Annotated in this window: 13 protein-coding genes; 5 read left to right on the top strand and 8 right to left on the bottom strand. The window is 66.5% G+C overall.

Features of this window, described 5'->3' with window-relative positions:
• Nucleotides 1-68: 68 nt before the first annotated feature.
• Nucleotides 69-1,076 (bottom strand): sensor histidine kinase, encoded by a 1,008-nt coding sequence (locus tag MUG95_RS06320; protein ID WP_247010224.1) that lies wholly within the window; start codon nt 1,074-1,076, stop codon nt 69-71.
• Nucleotides 1,077-1,358: 282 nt separating this feature from the next.
• On the opposite strand from MUG95_RS06320, the gene MUG95_RS06315 reads away from it, so the two are divergent.
• Entirely contained in the window at nt 1,359-1,907 is a 549-nt protein-coding gene (locus MUG95_RS06315) for a KH domain-containing protein (protein ID WP_247010223.1), read from the top strand.
• A 55-nt stretch (nt 1,908-1,962) separates the two neighbouring features.
• On the opposite strand, the gene MUG95_RS06310 is transcribed toward MUG95_RS06315, so the two are convergent.
• Nucleotides 1,963-2,403 (bottom strand): hypothetical protein, encoded by a 441-nt coding sequence (locus MUG95_RS06310; protein WP_247010222.1) that lies wholly within the window; start codon nt 2,401-2,403, stop codon nt 1,963-1,965.
• 203 nt (nt 2,404-2,606) lie between these two features.
• Between MUG95_RS06310 and thsA the strand changes: the two genes are divergently transcribed.
• On the top strand, nt 2,607-4,283 hold the full coding sequence (thsA, locus tag MUG95_RS06305) for a thermosome subunit alpha (RefSeq protein WP_247010458.1): 1,677 nt from the start codon (nt 2,607-2,609) through the stop codon (nt 4,281-4,283).
• Nucleotides 4,284-4,415: 132 nt separating this feature from the next.
• Here the strand turns inward: thsA and MUG95_RS06300 are convergent, their stop codons facing one another.
• The 3 genes from MUG95_RS06300 to lrp form a co-directional block, all read right to left on the bottom strand.
• A complete protein-coding gene (locus MUG95_RS06300; protein WP_247010221.1) occupies nt 4,416-5,864 on the bottom strand; it encodes an MATE family efflux transporter in 1,449 nt (482 codons plus the stop codon).
• The gene (locus tag MUG95_RS06295) at nt 5,861-6,469 is read right to left on the bottom strand and encodes a TetR/AcrR family transcriptional regulator (RefSeq protein WP_247010220.1); all 609 of its coding nucleotides are present in this window, start codon (nt 6,467-6,469) and stop codon (nt 5,861-5,863) included. The genes MUG95_RS06300 and MUG95_RS06295 overlap by 4 nt, the downstream gene beginning before the upstream one ends.
• A gap of 123 nt (nt 6,470-6,592) precedes the next feature.
• Entirely contained in the window at nt 6,593-7,048 is a 456-nt protein-coding gene (gene lrp, locus MUG95_RS06290; RefSeq protein ID WP_247010219.1) for an HTH-type transcriptional regulator Lrp, read from the bottom strand.
• 127 nt (nt 7,049-7,175) lie between these two features.
• Here lrp and glnA point away from each other — a divergent pair, with 127 nt between their 5' ends.
• Entirely contained in the window at nt 7,176-8,546 is a 1,371-nt protein-coding gene (glnA, locus tag MUG95_RS06285) for a type I glutamate--ammonia ligase (RefSeq protein WP_247010218.1), read from the top strand.
• On the opposite strand, the gene MUG95_RS06280 is transcribed toward glnA, so the two are convergent.
• Both MUG95_RS06280 and MUG95_RS06275 read right to left on the bottom strand, forming a co-directional pair.
• Nucleotides 8,543-9,454 carry a phosphatase PAP2 family protein gene (locus tag MUG95_RS06280; RefSeq protein WP_247010217.1) on the bottom strand — a complete coding sequence of 304 codons (912 nt, stop codon included), beginning with the start codon at nt 9,452-9,454 and terminating at the stop codon, nt 8,543-8,545. The genes glnA and MUG95_RS06280 overlap by 4 nt on opposite strands.
• Nucleotides 9,451-10,719, bottom strand: a complete 1,269-nt coding sequence (locus tag MUG95_RS06275; protein WP_247010216.1) for a YihY/virulence factor BrkB family protein — start codon at nt 10,717-10,719, stop codon at nt 9,451-9,453. Before MUG95_RS06275 ends, MUG95_RS06280 begins: the two co-directional genes overlap by 4 nt.
• A gap of 96 nt (nt 10,720-10,815) precedes the next feature.
• Between MUG95_RS06275 and MUG95_RS06270 the strand changes: the two genes are divergently transcribed.
• Complete coding sequence (locus tag MUG95_RS06270) at nt 10,816-11,220, top strand: hypothetical protein (RefSeq protein WP_247010215.1); 405 nt, start codon at nt 10,816-10,818, stop codon at nt 11,218-11,220.
• Here MUG95_RS06270 and MUG95_RS06265 read toward each other — a convergent pair.
• Nucleotides 11,217-12,320 carry a tRNA (guanine(26)-N(2))-dimethyltransferase gene (locus tag MUG95_RS06265; RefSeq protein ID WP_247010214.1) on the bottom strand — a complete coding sequence of 368 codons (1,104 nt, stop codon included), beginning with the start codon at nt 12,318-12,320 and terminating at the stop codon, nt 11,217-11,219. The two genes, MUG95_RS06270 and MUG95_RS06265, sit on opposite strands and share 4 nt — an antisense overlap.
• Nucleotides 12,321-12,413: 93 nt before the next feature.
• Here MUG95_RS06265 and MUG95_RS06260 point away from each other — a divergent pair, with 93 nt between their 5' ends.
• The gene (locus MUG95_RS06260; RefSeq protein ID WP_247010213.1) at nt 12,414-12,761 is read left to right on the top strand and encodes a hypothetical protein; all 348 of its coding nucleotides are present in this window, start codon (nt 12,414-12,416) and stop codon (nt 12,759-12,761) included.
• Nucleotides 12,762-13,012: the final 251 nt, after the last annotated feature.

Here is a 13,012-nt window from a genome sequence, read left to right as displayed (position 1 = left end):
AGCGGGGAGAAACGACCCGCGGGATGGTAGCGAGTGAACGAAACGCGCGGGCAACACCCACAGTCGGGTCACGCGGCGGTCGGGAGCCGGACCGAGACGTGTGTCCTGCCGTCCGCTCTCCCGTAGTCCAGTCGCCCCCCGAACCCCTCGACGAGCCACTTCGTCACCCACAGGCCGAGGCCCGTACTGTGGGTGTGCTGGGACACTCGCTGGCCGTCGAAGATGACCGCCCGTTCGTGGTCGGGAATCCCGGGGCCGTCGTCGGTGACGGTGACGACCACGTCCGCACCCTCGCGTTCGGCAGTGACGGTCACTACCGGTGACCCACCGGCGTGTTCGACGGCGTTCTCCACGAGGTTCGTGAACGCGACGGCGACGCGGTCGTCCGCGAGGACGGGACGGGTGTCGGGAAGTTCCGCTTCGAACGTCGCGCCGGGGTACTGCTCGCGTGCCCGTTCGACGACGCCGCCGAGGACGTCACTCAGGTCGAGTTCGTGTCGCTCGGGTCTGGTCGAATCGAGGATATCCTCGACGTTTCCCGCGCGGTCGCTCAACTCACTGAGGCCGAGGGCGGCCTGTAGGATGTCGTCGGCGTGTCGCTCCACGTCCGCGTCGGGTTTGTGCAACCGTTCGGCCGAGCCGATGATTCGCGTCAGTCGGTTGCGGAGGTTGTGCCGGAGGACGCGGTGGAGGACCCGGTGGTGCTGTTCCCGCCGCCGCTGGTCGGTGATGTCGGTGTAGATAGCGAGGCCGTGCCGACCGCCGTCGCGGGTGTAGGGGACGCCACGGTAGCGGAAACGCCGAACGCCGGCGGCCGTCCGGCGGGAGACGACGGCGCGGTTGACCTCACCGCGCTCCGTCCGCTTGTCGAACTTCGTGGCCTCCCGCACCTGCGTCTCCGGGACGATGAACTCGTTCAGCGACTCGCCGACTATCGTCTCGGGGTCGTAGCCGAAGATGTCGACGAACGCCGGATTGACCTCCCTGACGACGGGGACGCCGTCGACGAGTTCCACGTCCACGACGGCGTCCTCTATCAACTCGAAGAGGAGGCCGAACCGCGAATCACACCTCATCGATACGTTCCGGCAGTCGGGTATCGATTCACAGGCAACGTACTCTCTGTTGTGGTTGGACCAACCACGGGACGGCTATCACATATCACGTCTTGAACTCATTTCGACACGTGAAAAACGTACCGGCACTTTTGTAGGTGTACCAACCAGTAACCGCATAATATACGAGGAAAATTGTAAAAGAACACGATAAAATTGACAAAGTGACAGAGTGGCGTGCCTGCTAGCGGCCCCGCCGTGCGAAGGCTTAAAACGGCGCGGTGCCGTATCGTCGTGTATATTATGCAGCACGTGAAGATTCCGCAGGACCGCATCGGCGTACTCGTCGGCGAGGGCGGCGAGACGATGCGCGAAATCGAGTCCCGCGCCGAGGTGCGTCTCGACATCGACAGCGAGACCGGGTCGGTCCGCATCGAGAAGGTGGGTGACCCCATCACCGGACTGAAGGGTCCCGACATCGTGAAGGCCATCGGTCGTGGGTTCGCCCCGGAGGACGCGCTCGAACTGCTAGCCGACGACATGATGATGTTCGACGTCGTCGACCTGAAGGCGGCCTCCCGGAACAAGAAGGACATGCGCCGGAACAAGGGCCGCCTCATCGGCGAGGACGGGCGGACCCGTGAACTGATGGAGGAACTCTCGGGGGCGGCAGTCGTCATCTACGGGTCGACGCTGGGTGTCATCGGCCAACCGGAACAGGTCGACACCGTCCGGGAGGCCGCCGAGATGATACTCGACGGCGCGCCCCACGGTGCCGTCTACTCGTTCCTCGAACGCCGCCACAACGAGATGAAACGCGAGGGGATGGAGTACCACCAGTTCACCGGGTAACTCGGTGCAAAAACTGGAATCGAGGAGCCGCTGATTCCCTCGTCCGTTCTCGTCCTCAGTCTTCGTCGTCCAACGGCACCTCGTCGACAGCGGCCGCGATGTCTTCGTCGTCGGCCCCCGCTTCGGCCTCCTCGTCGGGAATCACCTCGTCGTCGGTGCCCGTGTCCCCTTCCTCGTCCGCGTCGGGTGCTGTCTCGTCGGGGTCCTCGGTCTCCGCCGCCGTCGACCCGAACGCCCCGTCGGTGTCCCCCGACACGTCGAGCGTCCCGTCCTCGCCCCGTTCGACGTTCAGGTAGCGTTCGAGGACCGTGAGCCGTTGGTCGATGTCGGAGACGCGGCTGGCGATGGCTGGTGCCTGAGTCCCGGTGAGGTCCGAGGCCGGACGGTGCGTGACTATCCAGCGCAGGTACGCCTCGATGCCGTCGAACCCCTGCCGCCGGGCCTCTACCCGCAGTTCCTCGACGGTCTCCTCGTCGAGGTCGACGCCGACTTCCATGGCTACACGTCGAGAACCCGATACGTAAATTTGTTGCACACTGCCCGGTCCGACCCCGCTCCCTGTGTGCGTTTAAACCCGTTCGTGGCACGGTTTGTCATGGTAAAGGGCGACGCTTCCCTGTGGTGGTTCCGGCACGCTGTGGACACAACTTTTATATAGAATGGCAATACAACCTTTGAGTGACTATGGCTCAACAGCAGATGGGCAACCAGCCCCTCATCGTACTTTCCGAGGAGAGTCAGCGAACCTCGGGCAAAGACGCACAGTCGATGAACATCACGGCCGGGAAGGCCGTGGCCGAGGCGGTACGGACGACACTCGGCCCGAAAGGGATGGACAAGATGCTCGTGGGCGACACGGGCAGCGTCGTCGTCACGAACGACGGCGTCACCATCCTCGACGAGATGGACATCGAGCACCCCGCGGCGAACATGATCGTCGAAGTCGCCCAGACCCAAGAGGACGAGGTGGGCGACGGGACCACGACTGCGGTCGTCATCTCCGGTGAACTGCTCGGCAAGGCCGAGGACCTGCTGGACCAGGACATCCACGCCTCCATCCTCGCGCAAGGGTACCGACAGGCCGCCGAGAAGGCAAAGGAGATTCTCGAGGACATGGCCATCGAGGTCAGCGAGGACGACACCGACATCCTCGAACAGATCGCCGCGACGGCGATGACCGGCAAGGGTGCCGAGGCCGCGAAGGACACCCTCGCGGGCCTCGTCGTCGACGCCGTCCGCGCCGTCGCTGACGACGAGGGCATCGACACGGACAACATCAAAGTCGAGAAGGTCGTCGGCGGTTCCATCGACGAGTCCGAACTCGTCGAGGGCGTCATCGTCGACAAGGAACGCGTCCACGATAATATGCCCTACGCCGTCGAGGACGCGGACGTCGCGCTGCTCGACACGGCCATCGAGGTCCCCGAGACCGAACTCGACACCGAGGTCAACGTCACCGACCCCGACCAGCTCCAGCAGTTCCTCGACCAAGAGGAGAAACAGCTCAAGGAGATGGTCGACAAACTCGCCGACGCCGGTGCCGACGTGGTCTTCTGCCAGAAGGGCATCGACGACATGGCCCAGCACTACCTCGCAGAGGAGGGCATCCTCGCGGTGCGCCGCGGCAAGTCCTCCGACATTCAGGCGCTGGCCCGCTCGACGGGTGCCCGCGTCATCTCGAACATCGACGACGTCACCGAGGAAGACCTCGGCTTCGCTGGCTCCGTCGCCGAGAAGGACATCGGTGGCGACCAGCGCATCTTCGTCGAGGACGTCGAGGACGCGAAGGCCGTCACGATGATTCTCCGCGGCGGCACCGACCACGTCGTCGACGAAGTCGAGCGCGCCATCGAGGACTCGCTCGGCGTCGTGAGCGTCACGCTGGAGGACGGCAAGGTCCTCCCCGGCGGCGGTGCTCCCGAGACGGAACTCGCGCTCGGTCTGCGTGACCACGCCGACTCCGTCGGTGGCCGCGAACAGCTGGCCGTCGAGGCCTTCGCCGACGCCATCGACGTCGTCCCGCGCACGCTCGCCGAGAACGCCGGACTCGACCCCATCGACTCGCTGGTCGACCTCCGCTCACAGCACGACGGCGGCGCGACGACCGCCGGGCTGGACGCCTACACGGGCGATGTCGTCGACATGCAGGAGGACGGCGTCGTCGAACCCCTCCGCGTCAAGACGCAGGCAGTCGAGTCCGCCACGGAGGCCGCCGTGATGATTCTCCGCATCGACGACGTCATCGCGGCCGGCGACCTCAAGGGCGGCGGCTCCGACGACGACGACGAAGGACCACCCGCCGGCGGTCCCGGCGGCGGCATGGGCGGCGGCATGGGTGGCATGGGCGGCATGGGTGGCATGGGCGGCGCGATGTAAGCCCGGCCAACCACACGCCACGCTCGCTCGTCGGTCGCACCGCCTGCTAACAGACACTCGATTTCTTTCGACGCTCCCCGGGGAGCCACGGCTGTCGTCGCGAAACCGCTTCTCACGAGGGAAAAGTAGTGCTTAGTCGTCGGTGGGCGTCGGCGTACCGCCGGCCTCGCTGTCGCCCTCGTCCTCGGTGAGGTCGGCCTCGCGCCACGTCCCGCGCTCGAACCAGAGGAACGCGATGCCGGCCGCGAGGACGTTCGAGACGGCGAACGCGAGCCAGATACCGCGCGGGTCGGGACTGGAGAGAATCCACCATCCCGGCGGGGCGAAGCCCTGTGAGGCCACGAAGGCCACGGGGAGGCGGATGACCGCAAGCATCGTGATGGAGATGGCCGCGGCCGTCAGCGTCTTGCCCGCGCCGCGGAACCCGCCGGAGTAGGCGCGGACGATGCCGATGAACCCGAAGGTGGGGGCGACCCACCGGAGGAACGTCGCGCCTTCCGCGACGACGTCCGGTTGGTCGGTGAAGACGTTCATAATCGCGGGTGCGGTGACGAAGATGACGACGCCGAATGCGGCGAGCACGAGGAACGACACCCGGGCCGCGAAGTGGTTGGTCGCGGCCGCCCGCTCGGGCTTGTCGGCCCCGATGTTCTGGCCGGTCATCGTCTCGACGCCGCGGTCGACGGCGATGGCGGGCATGAACACGAGCGAGAACACCCGGATACCCACGCCGAAGGCCGCTTCGATGGTCACGGAGAAGGTGGCGACGATGACCAGCAGGAAGTTCACCGAGAGGGCACGCCCGGTCCCCTCGATGGACGCCGGGATGCCGATACGGAGGAGTTTCCGGATGTAGGTCAGGTCCGGTGCCATCTCCGTGAGACGGATGCGGATGCCGCGTGTCCCGGCCAGCATGATTCCCATCCCGACGAGCATCGCCAACCCCCGAGAGAACACGGTGGCGACGGCCGCTCCTTGGACACCGAGTGCCGGGAACGGTCCCCACCCGAAGATGAGGAACGGGTCCAAGGTGATGTTCAACACGACGGTGCCGAACATCACGAGCATCGGCGTGATGGTGTCCCCGGACCCGCGCATCAGCGAGATGAACACGAAGAAGCCGAACATGAACGGCAACCCGAGCGCGATGACCTCCATGTACTCGGTGGCCAGCGTCAGGACCTCCCCCTCCGCGCCGAGCAGGGCCATGAAGTCCGCGACGACGAAATAGCCCCCGAGGCCGAGCAGTGTGGAGGCGATGAACGCGAACGTCACCGTCTGGGAGGCGGCGTACTCGGCTTCCCGCTTCTCGTCGGCCCCGGTGTGCTGGGCCACGAGGACGCTCCCCGCGACGGACAGTCCCATGCCGAGCGAGATGAGCAGGAAGACCAGCGGGAACCCGAAGGTGATGGCCGCCAGCGGTTCGGGTTCGTCGAACTGGCCGAGCCAGAACGTGTCCGCGAGGTTGTACGCCACCTGCAGGAGGTTCGTGACGATGATGGGCAACGAGAGGTAGAACAGCGGCTTGGCGATGCTCCCGTCGGTCAGGTTCAGTTCGTCCTGTCCTTTGAGGAGTTTCATTCGGGCACGACCTCCGCGTCGGACCGCCCGGCGACCAGATGCGTCTGGACGTAGGACCGCAGCATCCGGTGCGTGCAGTCGATGTCCTGTCCGACAGCTACCCGCTTCGTGTGCGCGCCGTCGAGCGTCGTCGCGACGAACCGGGCCGTGTCCGCGGGGTCCACGTCGCGGAAGGCTCCCGATTCGATGCCGTCCGCGACGATGTCGCGGACCCGCGTGACGAGGAACTGGTCGAAGGCGACCAGTCGCTCACGAATCGCCTCGTCGTACGGTGCCTGTGCCTTCAGTTCGAGGAGGGCGGTTTCGAACGCCTGTCTGCGTTCGGGGTCCGTCTCAGGCGGGGACAGCGCGCGCTCGATGAACGCGTCGAGTCGCTCCGGAGCCGTCTCGCCCGGCGGGTCCCCGACGCGGCCGGTGAACTCCTCGTAGAGGTAGTCCAGAAACGCGACCATGAGGTCACGCTTGCTGTCGTAGTGGTAGTGTAGCGTCGCTTTGCTCTTGTCCGTGTGGTCGGCGATGTCCTGCATCGTCACGTCGGCGTAGCCGCGCTCACAGAGTGCGACGTACGTCGCGTCCAGAATATCGCCCGTCACGTCGTCGGCCATCTAGTACCGTAACTAACTGACTGGTCAGTCAAAAGGGTTGGGAACGCCGGACGGTAGCCGTGTCACTATCTCTCATCGGCCTGACGTGGCGTCACTGGGACCTGTGTGGTGCCCGCGTGCGGTTCACTCCAAGTCCAGCGTGAACTGCTCGTGTTCTTTGGCGGCGTTGAGGACGACGCTGGTGTTCGACTCGTTGATGTCGGGTTCGGTGAGCAGTTCCTTGATTTGGTTGTTCATGCCGTCGGTGTCGGTGAACTTCCCGATGGCGATGATGTCGTAGTCGCCGGTGACTTCGTAGACGCTTATCATCTGGTCGTGTTCCCTGAGCCGCTCCGTGACGTCGACGAGTGCCGACCCCTCCACTTTCAACTGGAGGATAGCAGTCACGTCGTACCCGAGCGCGTCGTAATCTATCTTGGGTGTGTACCCCTGAATGATGTTGTCCTCCTCCAAGTCACTCAGGTGGTTCGAGACGGTCGTCACCGACACGTCGAGGTCTTCTCCGAGGCTTCGCAGGCTGGCGCGACCATCCCCCAGCAGGGCATTTACTAACTTCCGGTCGAGATTTTCGTACGTCATCGTTTCGTGACACTCGTCCCGGGTATTAGAATTTTACGAACATCCAATTCTATCTGTAGAGGTGGAATCTTTGCGCAAATCAGTAGGGTTTTAGTATCTCGGGTATTCCCATCGCGTGTCGAGAAATATGACAAACCCGAACGTCAAAGCGGACGGCGGCCTCACTGAAGAGGCACAGGAAGTGGTAGACGAGATCGAAGAGCAGAACGTCGATTTCCTCCGACTACAGTTCACGGACATCCTCGGCACCGTCAAAAACGTCTCGGTCCCGGCCGAACAGGTCGAGAAGGCCTTCACCGAGGGCATCTACTTCGACGGGTCCTCCATCGAGGGCTTCGTCCGGATTCAGGAGTCGGACATGCGCCTCGTCCCCGACGCCTCGACGTTCGCCGTCCTCCCGTGGCGCAACAGCGAGGACCACGCGAGTGCCCGCCTCATCTGTGACGTTATCAACACCTCGACGGGCGAACCGTTCGAGGGTGACCCGCGCTACGTCCTGAAGCAGGCACTCGAACGCGCGGAGGAACTGGGCTACACCGTCAACTGCGCCCCCGAACCCGAGTTCTTCCTGTTCGAGGAGGACGAGGACGGCCGCGCGACGACGAAGACGAGCGACGCCGGCGGCTACTTCGACGTCGCACCCAAGGACCTCGCCTCCGACGTGCGCCGCGACATCATCTACGGACTGGAGGAGATGGGCTTCGAAATCGAAGCCAGCCACCACGAAGTTGCACAGGGCCAGCACGAGATTAACTTCGAGTACGACGACGTGCTCTCGACGGCAGACAACGTCGCCACCTTCCGCACGGTCGTTCGCGCCATCGCGGCCGAACACGACCTGCACGCGACGTTCATGCCCAAACCCATCCCGAAAATCAACGGCTCCGGGATGCACACCCACATCTCGCTGTTCGAGGACGGCGAGAACGCCTTCCACGACGAAGACGACGAGTTCGACCTGAGCGACGAGGCCCACAGCTTCATCGCGGGCATCCTCGAACACGCCCCGGCCCTCGCGGCCGTCACCAACCCGACGGTGAACTCCTACAAGCGTCTGGTGCCCGGCTACGAAGCACCCGTCTACGTCGCGTGGTCCGACCGGAACCGCTCGGCACTCATCCGCAAGCCCGCCGCGCGCATCCCGGCCGCGAGCCGCATCGAGGCACGCTTCCCCGACCCGTCGTGTAACCCGTACCTCGCCTTCGCCGCACTCCTCCACGCCGGTCTGGACGGCATCGAGCGTGACCTCGACTGTCCCGACCCGGTCCGTGAGAACATCTACGAGTTCGACGAGGAGAAACGCGAGGAGTACGGCATCGACACGCTCCCGGAGAACCTCGGCGAGGCTATCGACGCCCTCGAAGCCGACGAGACGGTCTACGGCGCGCTCGGCGAACACGTCGGGCCGAAGTTCGTCGAGGCCAAGACCGAGGAACACACCGACTACCTCGTCGACGTCTCCCAGTGGGAACTCGACCGGTACCTCGAAACGTTCTAAGTCGGCTCACCTTCCGCTTTTTCGACGCCGTGTGTCACGACCGGGAGCACCAGCACCGTCGCGCCGACCAGCCCCGAGAGAGCGACTGCGACCGAAACCGGTGGGTCGAGTGCCAGCGTCGCCCCGAACAGCCCACCACAGACGACCACGCCGAGCAGTGCCGTCACGGCCGCTTCCCGTCCCGTCGTCGGCTGTGCCGGGACGCGCGCGCCGAGAGCCAGCCACGCGAGGAGGCTCCCGCCGGCCAGCCCCAACGCGACTGCCGCGTCCTCGCCGCCCCCCGTCACGACGGCGGCACACACGGCGACGACGAGCGCGACGCCGAACGTCCGCGCCGGGTCGCTTCCCAGACGGGTGACGGCGAGGAGGTACGCGAGGCCGATACCGACGCCGGCGACGACGCTGACGGCGTAGTGGACGCCGAGCGCGACCCGAGAGAACCCGACGACGGCGACGATACTCCCCGCGACGGCGAGCCGTCGCCGTCGGTTGCCGCCGCGGGCGAACCACGCGACGCCGCCCCAGATGGCCGTCGTCCCGATGGCGTGGCCGCTGGGGAACCCGAAGCCGTCGCCGGTGGCCGCCGCCGCGTAGAGACTGCGAAGTGCCCGCGGGACGGCCTCGGCCGCGACGGCCGCCTCCGCGCCCGGCGGTCGCTCCAGTGCGAACGCCCCCTTCAGCGCGAGGGTCACCGCCATCGCGCCGACGCCGAGGCCGACGATTCCGGCGGTGAGGCGGCGGTCGGCGAGGGGGCCGAGGACGGGCGTTCGGTCCCCGAGCCAGTACCACGTCCCGAGCACCGTGAAGTAAAACCAGATGTCGCCCAGTTGGGTGACCAGCGCGAAGACGACGACGAACTCGCCGAGCAGTGACTGGACCGCCTCGATTTCGCCACCGCCGAGCGTCATCGCCGGAAGTTCCCGACGGCGTCCCGCAGGCGTCCCGGGAGGCCCGCGGCCGTGACGGTGATGCCCACGACGAGCATCAGCGCGTACAGCCCCAGCGTCGAGAGCCAGACGATGAGCATGGCCAGAATCGCCCACCCGCCCGAGAGGAAGGAGAAGGCCCCGAGCGTCATGGCGGTGCCGTACAGCAGGACGAGGTAGGGACCCCACCCGGTTGCGTGGCCGCGCCGGACGCGGCGGCGGACGTACTGTTTCAACTCCCGCTCGATTTCGTCGCGGTGAACAGTGCGGTCTTCCATCTCTTCGAGTTCCGCCCGGAGTTGTGCGATGTCCTCGTCCGTTGGGTGTCGGTCGCCCGCCGCCTCGCCGTGGTCACCGTCGTCGGCCCGCTCCCCGGTCGCCGACGGGTCCCGGTCCCCGTGCTCGTCGGTCATCGGTTGTGCGCCACGTCGGCGTGACACCTGTTGTAGTTGCCGGTTGTCGGACAGTCCGGCACGGTTCGCCAACACCGCGTTCAACACGACGCCGAGGAGCAACACGATGCCGCCGAAGTAGAACCACGTCACCAACAGGAGGACACCGCCGACGACGCCGTAGAGCTGAAACCCACCCGCGTTGGCCGCGTAGATGCGGAATCCGGTCCCCAGTATCGTCCAGCCACCGGCCGCGAGCACCGCACCCGGTATCGCGTCCCGGACCGGTACCCGAGGGTTCGGCAACAGGACGTACAGCGGGAGGAAGGTCAACGTCAACCCGGCAGTCGTCGCGAGTGTCCCCACGATACCGACGAGTGGGACGCGTGCGAGACTGACGACGAGTCCGGCCGCGACGGTGACGCCCACCCCGGCGGCGACGGCCAACAGCGTCACGAGTGCGTCTTTCACCTGCTGGAGGAAGCCGAGGCTCGTCTCTCTCCCGTACACCGACGCGAACGCCACGTCCAACCCGCGAAACAGTTTCAATCCGCCCCACAGCAGAACGAGGACGCCGAAGACGGTAGCACCCCCGCGTCCGCTCGCGTCGGTCAACACGCCAATAACGAGTTGCTGGCCGCTCGGCGAGAGGACCGTCCCGAGTTGGCTGACGAGTCGCGACGCCAAGGCCGCACCGCCGATGGCGGACCCGACGGCCAGCGCGAGCAACAGGAGCGGCAACATGGAGACGAAGGCGTAGTAGGCGAGGCTGGCCGCGAGGAACGTTATCTGCTCGGAGCGGGCGGCCACGGCCACCGACCGTAGCACCTCGAGTAGGTCTGCGTTCCGGGACACGTCAGAGCGATACCATTCGGGGACACATAGCCGTGGGGCCTAGTCACGGACTGCCGACACCGAAACGTCATTAGGGTCCGCCACGCCAGCGGTGGTATGGAGACCCGATTCGAGCGGTTCGTCCTCGTCTCGTCGACCGTTCTGCTCGTCGCCGCCGCGCTCTCGATAGCACTCGGGTTCCTCGGGTTCGGCGCGTCGCTGCCGGTCGCTGGCTTGCTCACGCTCCTCGCTGGAGCCACCGTCTCGCTCCGGCGTCTCGACGCGTCCGCGTCGCTCGCACCGTATCTCGACTGGCTCTGGGTCGGCCCGGCCGTCGCCGCCGCCGCCGCAGTCGTCGGCGTCCTCGAAGGGTGGACGGCCGGTGAACTGCAGGCTATCGGCGGCCTCGTCGGCCTCCTCGGCGTGGTCAACCTGTTCCTGCGCCCCGTCTACCGCCTGCTCTCGTACGTCCTCGGGACCGTCGCTCAAGTCGGCCGTGAGATACAGGAAGAGCGGTCCTAGCGCGTCGCGGCCTCGATTTCTGTCACGTCCGCCGTCGTCTTGAACGTCGTCCCGCCGTAGTGCGTCCGGGTCGCCTCGTGGCCCGCGTCCCGGAGCGTGTCGACGAACTCCGCCATCCCGACGGCGGACTCGCCCCACCGCTTCGCCAGCCTGTGCTGGTCGTAGTGGGTCGGCGTGTGGAGTTCGCCCGCAATCGTGTCGAGCAGACGGCGCGCCCGCGCCGCGGTGCCGAAGCCGTCGGTGACCCGTTCGCGGACGGCGGTCACGAAGTCGGCGTCGTGGGCCGGGCCGAGCCAGAGCGGGCCGGCCGTCTGGATGTGTTCGCCACAGTGGGGACACTCCGAAAGCGGGTCCGGGACGAGTCCGGTCGTCGCCTCGCGGTAGAGACACCGCTGGCAGTGGTCCACGTAGCCCAACTGCTCGATGCAGTCGTTGGCCGCCCGTGCCCCGCTGTCCACGTCGAGGTACGTCCGGACGTAGTGGTCGGAGACGTGGCTCAAGATGGGCGTCGCGGCCACGTCGTGGCGGGCCGCAGTCCGGACAAGTGCCGACAGGAGGACGCGCAGTCCCATCTCGGCGTGGTACTCCGTGTTGCGCGGGACCGTCTCGTACTTGCGGACGCCGCTCATGAAGTGCGCGCCACACAGCGGCGCGGTGTCGGTGGCCGTCACGCAGAGCAGTCCGCCCGCGCTCCTGACGGCGGCGTCGGCGAACGGCATCGGCGTCCCGAACGGGTCCACGTCGACCACGTCGAACCGCGCCTCGTGCATGAGCGCGTTCGCGTCCCGGTGGACGGCCGTGCCCGACAGGTCGTTGCGGGCGAGGTTCTCCTCCCCGAGGGCCACCGCGTCGGGGTCCACGTCACACAGCGTCACGTCCCACCCGTCGGCGGCCGCGCGGACGCCGCGCGCGCCGCTCGCGGCCGTCGCGTCGAGGTAGGAGGCGGCCGGACCGACCCCCGAATCGCGGTAGGCCCGCAGCGTCGCCACCGTCACGTCCCGGTTGAGTTCCATGTCGGGGTTGTAGAACACCCCGTCCTGTTTCCCGTCGGTCGCCTCCCCGGGCACTTCGAGTTCGACACCGCCCTCCTCGACGAGCATACCGTATCCGGTGTGACCACGGGAAAAAAGCGGCACGGTCCCGTCCCCGACCCATCGAACCTGTTTTGTCGGCGGTGTCCGAAGTGTGGACTCGTGACAGCGGTCGAGGACTGGGTGGCGACGCTCTCGGAGGCGGGCGAACTCACGCCCGAGGCAGTCGACCGTCTCGTCTCACTCCACGGCGAGCGCGGCCGGCGGGCCATCGACGCCGTCGGCGAGCGTCGCGTCAAGGAGTACCGCGACTTCACCGTCGTCGTCGGCCACGAGGACGAGTACATCGTCGAGGGCGACTCCTGCAACTGTGCCGACAGCGAGTACAACCTCGACCCCGAGGACCCAACCGACCTCTGCTGGCACGTCATCGCCGTCAAGATCGCCCGCGCCATCGACGCCGTCGACCACCACGACATGTGGTACAGCGACGTGCGTGACTTCCTGTGACTAAGCCCTCGGCCCGCCTTGGCAGGCGGGCCTCGCCCTTAGTATTCCTAACCAGGTGGACCCACAAGGGGTCTTCCGCGGTTCTCCGGCGGCGAACACGCGGTTCCCGGCGCGGCGCATGAACGCGCCGCGCGAACTCGTGGCTCGATGCCCACAGCAGGCCTGCCCTCCCCCGAGTCGCGCGATGAAACGCGCTCCCAGCCGCCGCTGTGAGACCAGCATCCGCGCGAACGGAGTGAGCGCGGTTCACC

The organism is Halorientalis litorea, from assembly GCF_023028225.1.
In the GTDB taxonomy this organism is placed as follows: domain Archaea; phylum Halobacteriota; class Halobacteria; order Halobacteriales; family Haloarculaceae; genus Halorientalis; species Halorientalis litorea.
This window is presented reverse-complemented; position numbering and strand designations above follow the sequence as displayed.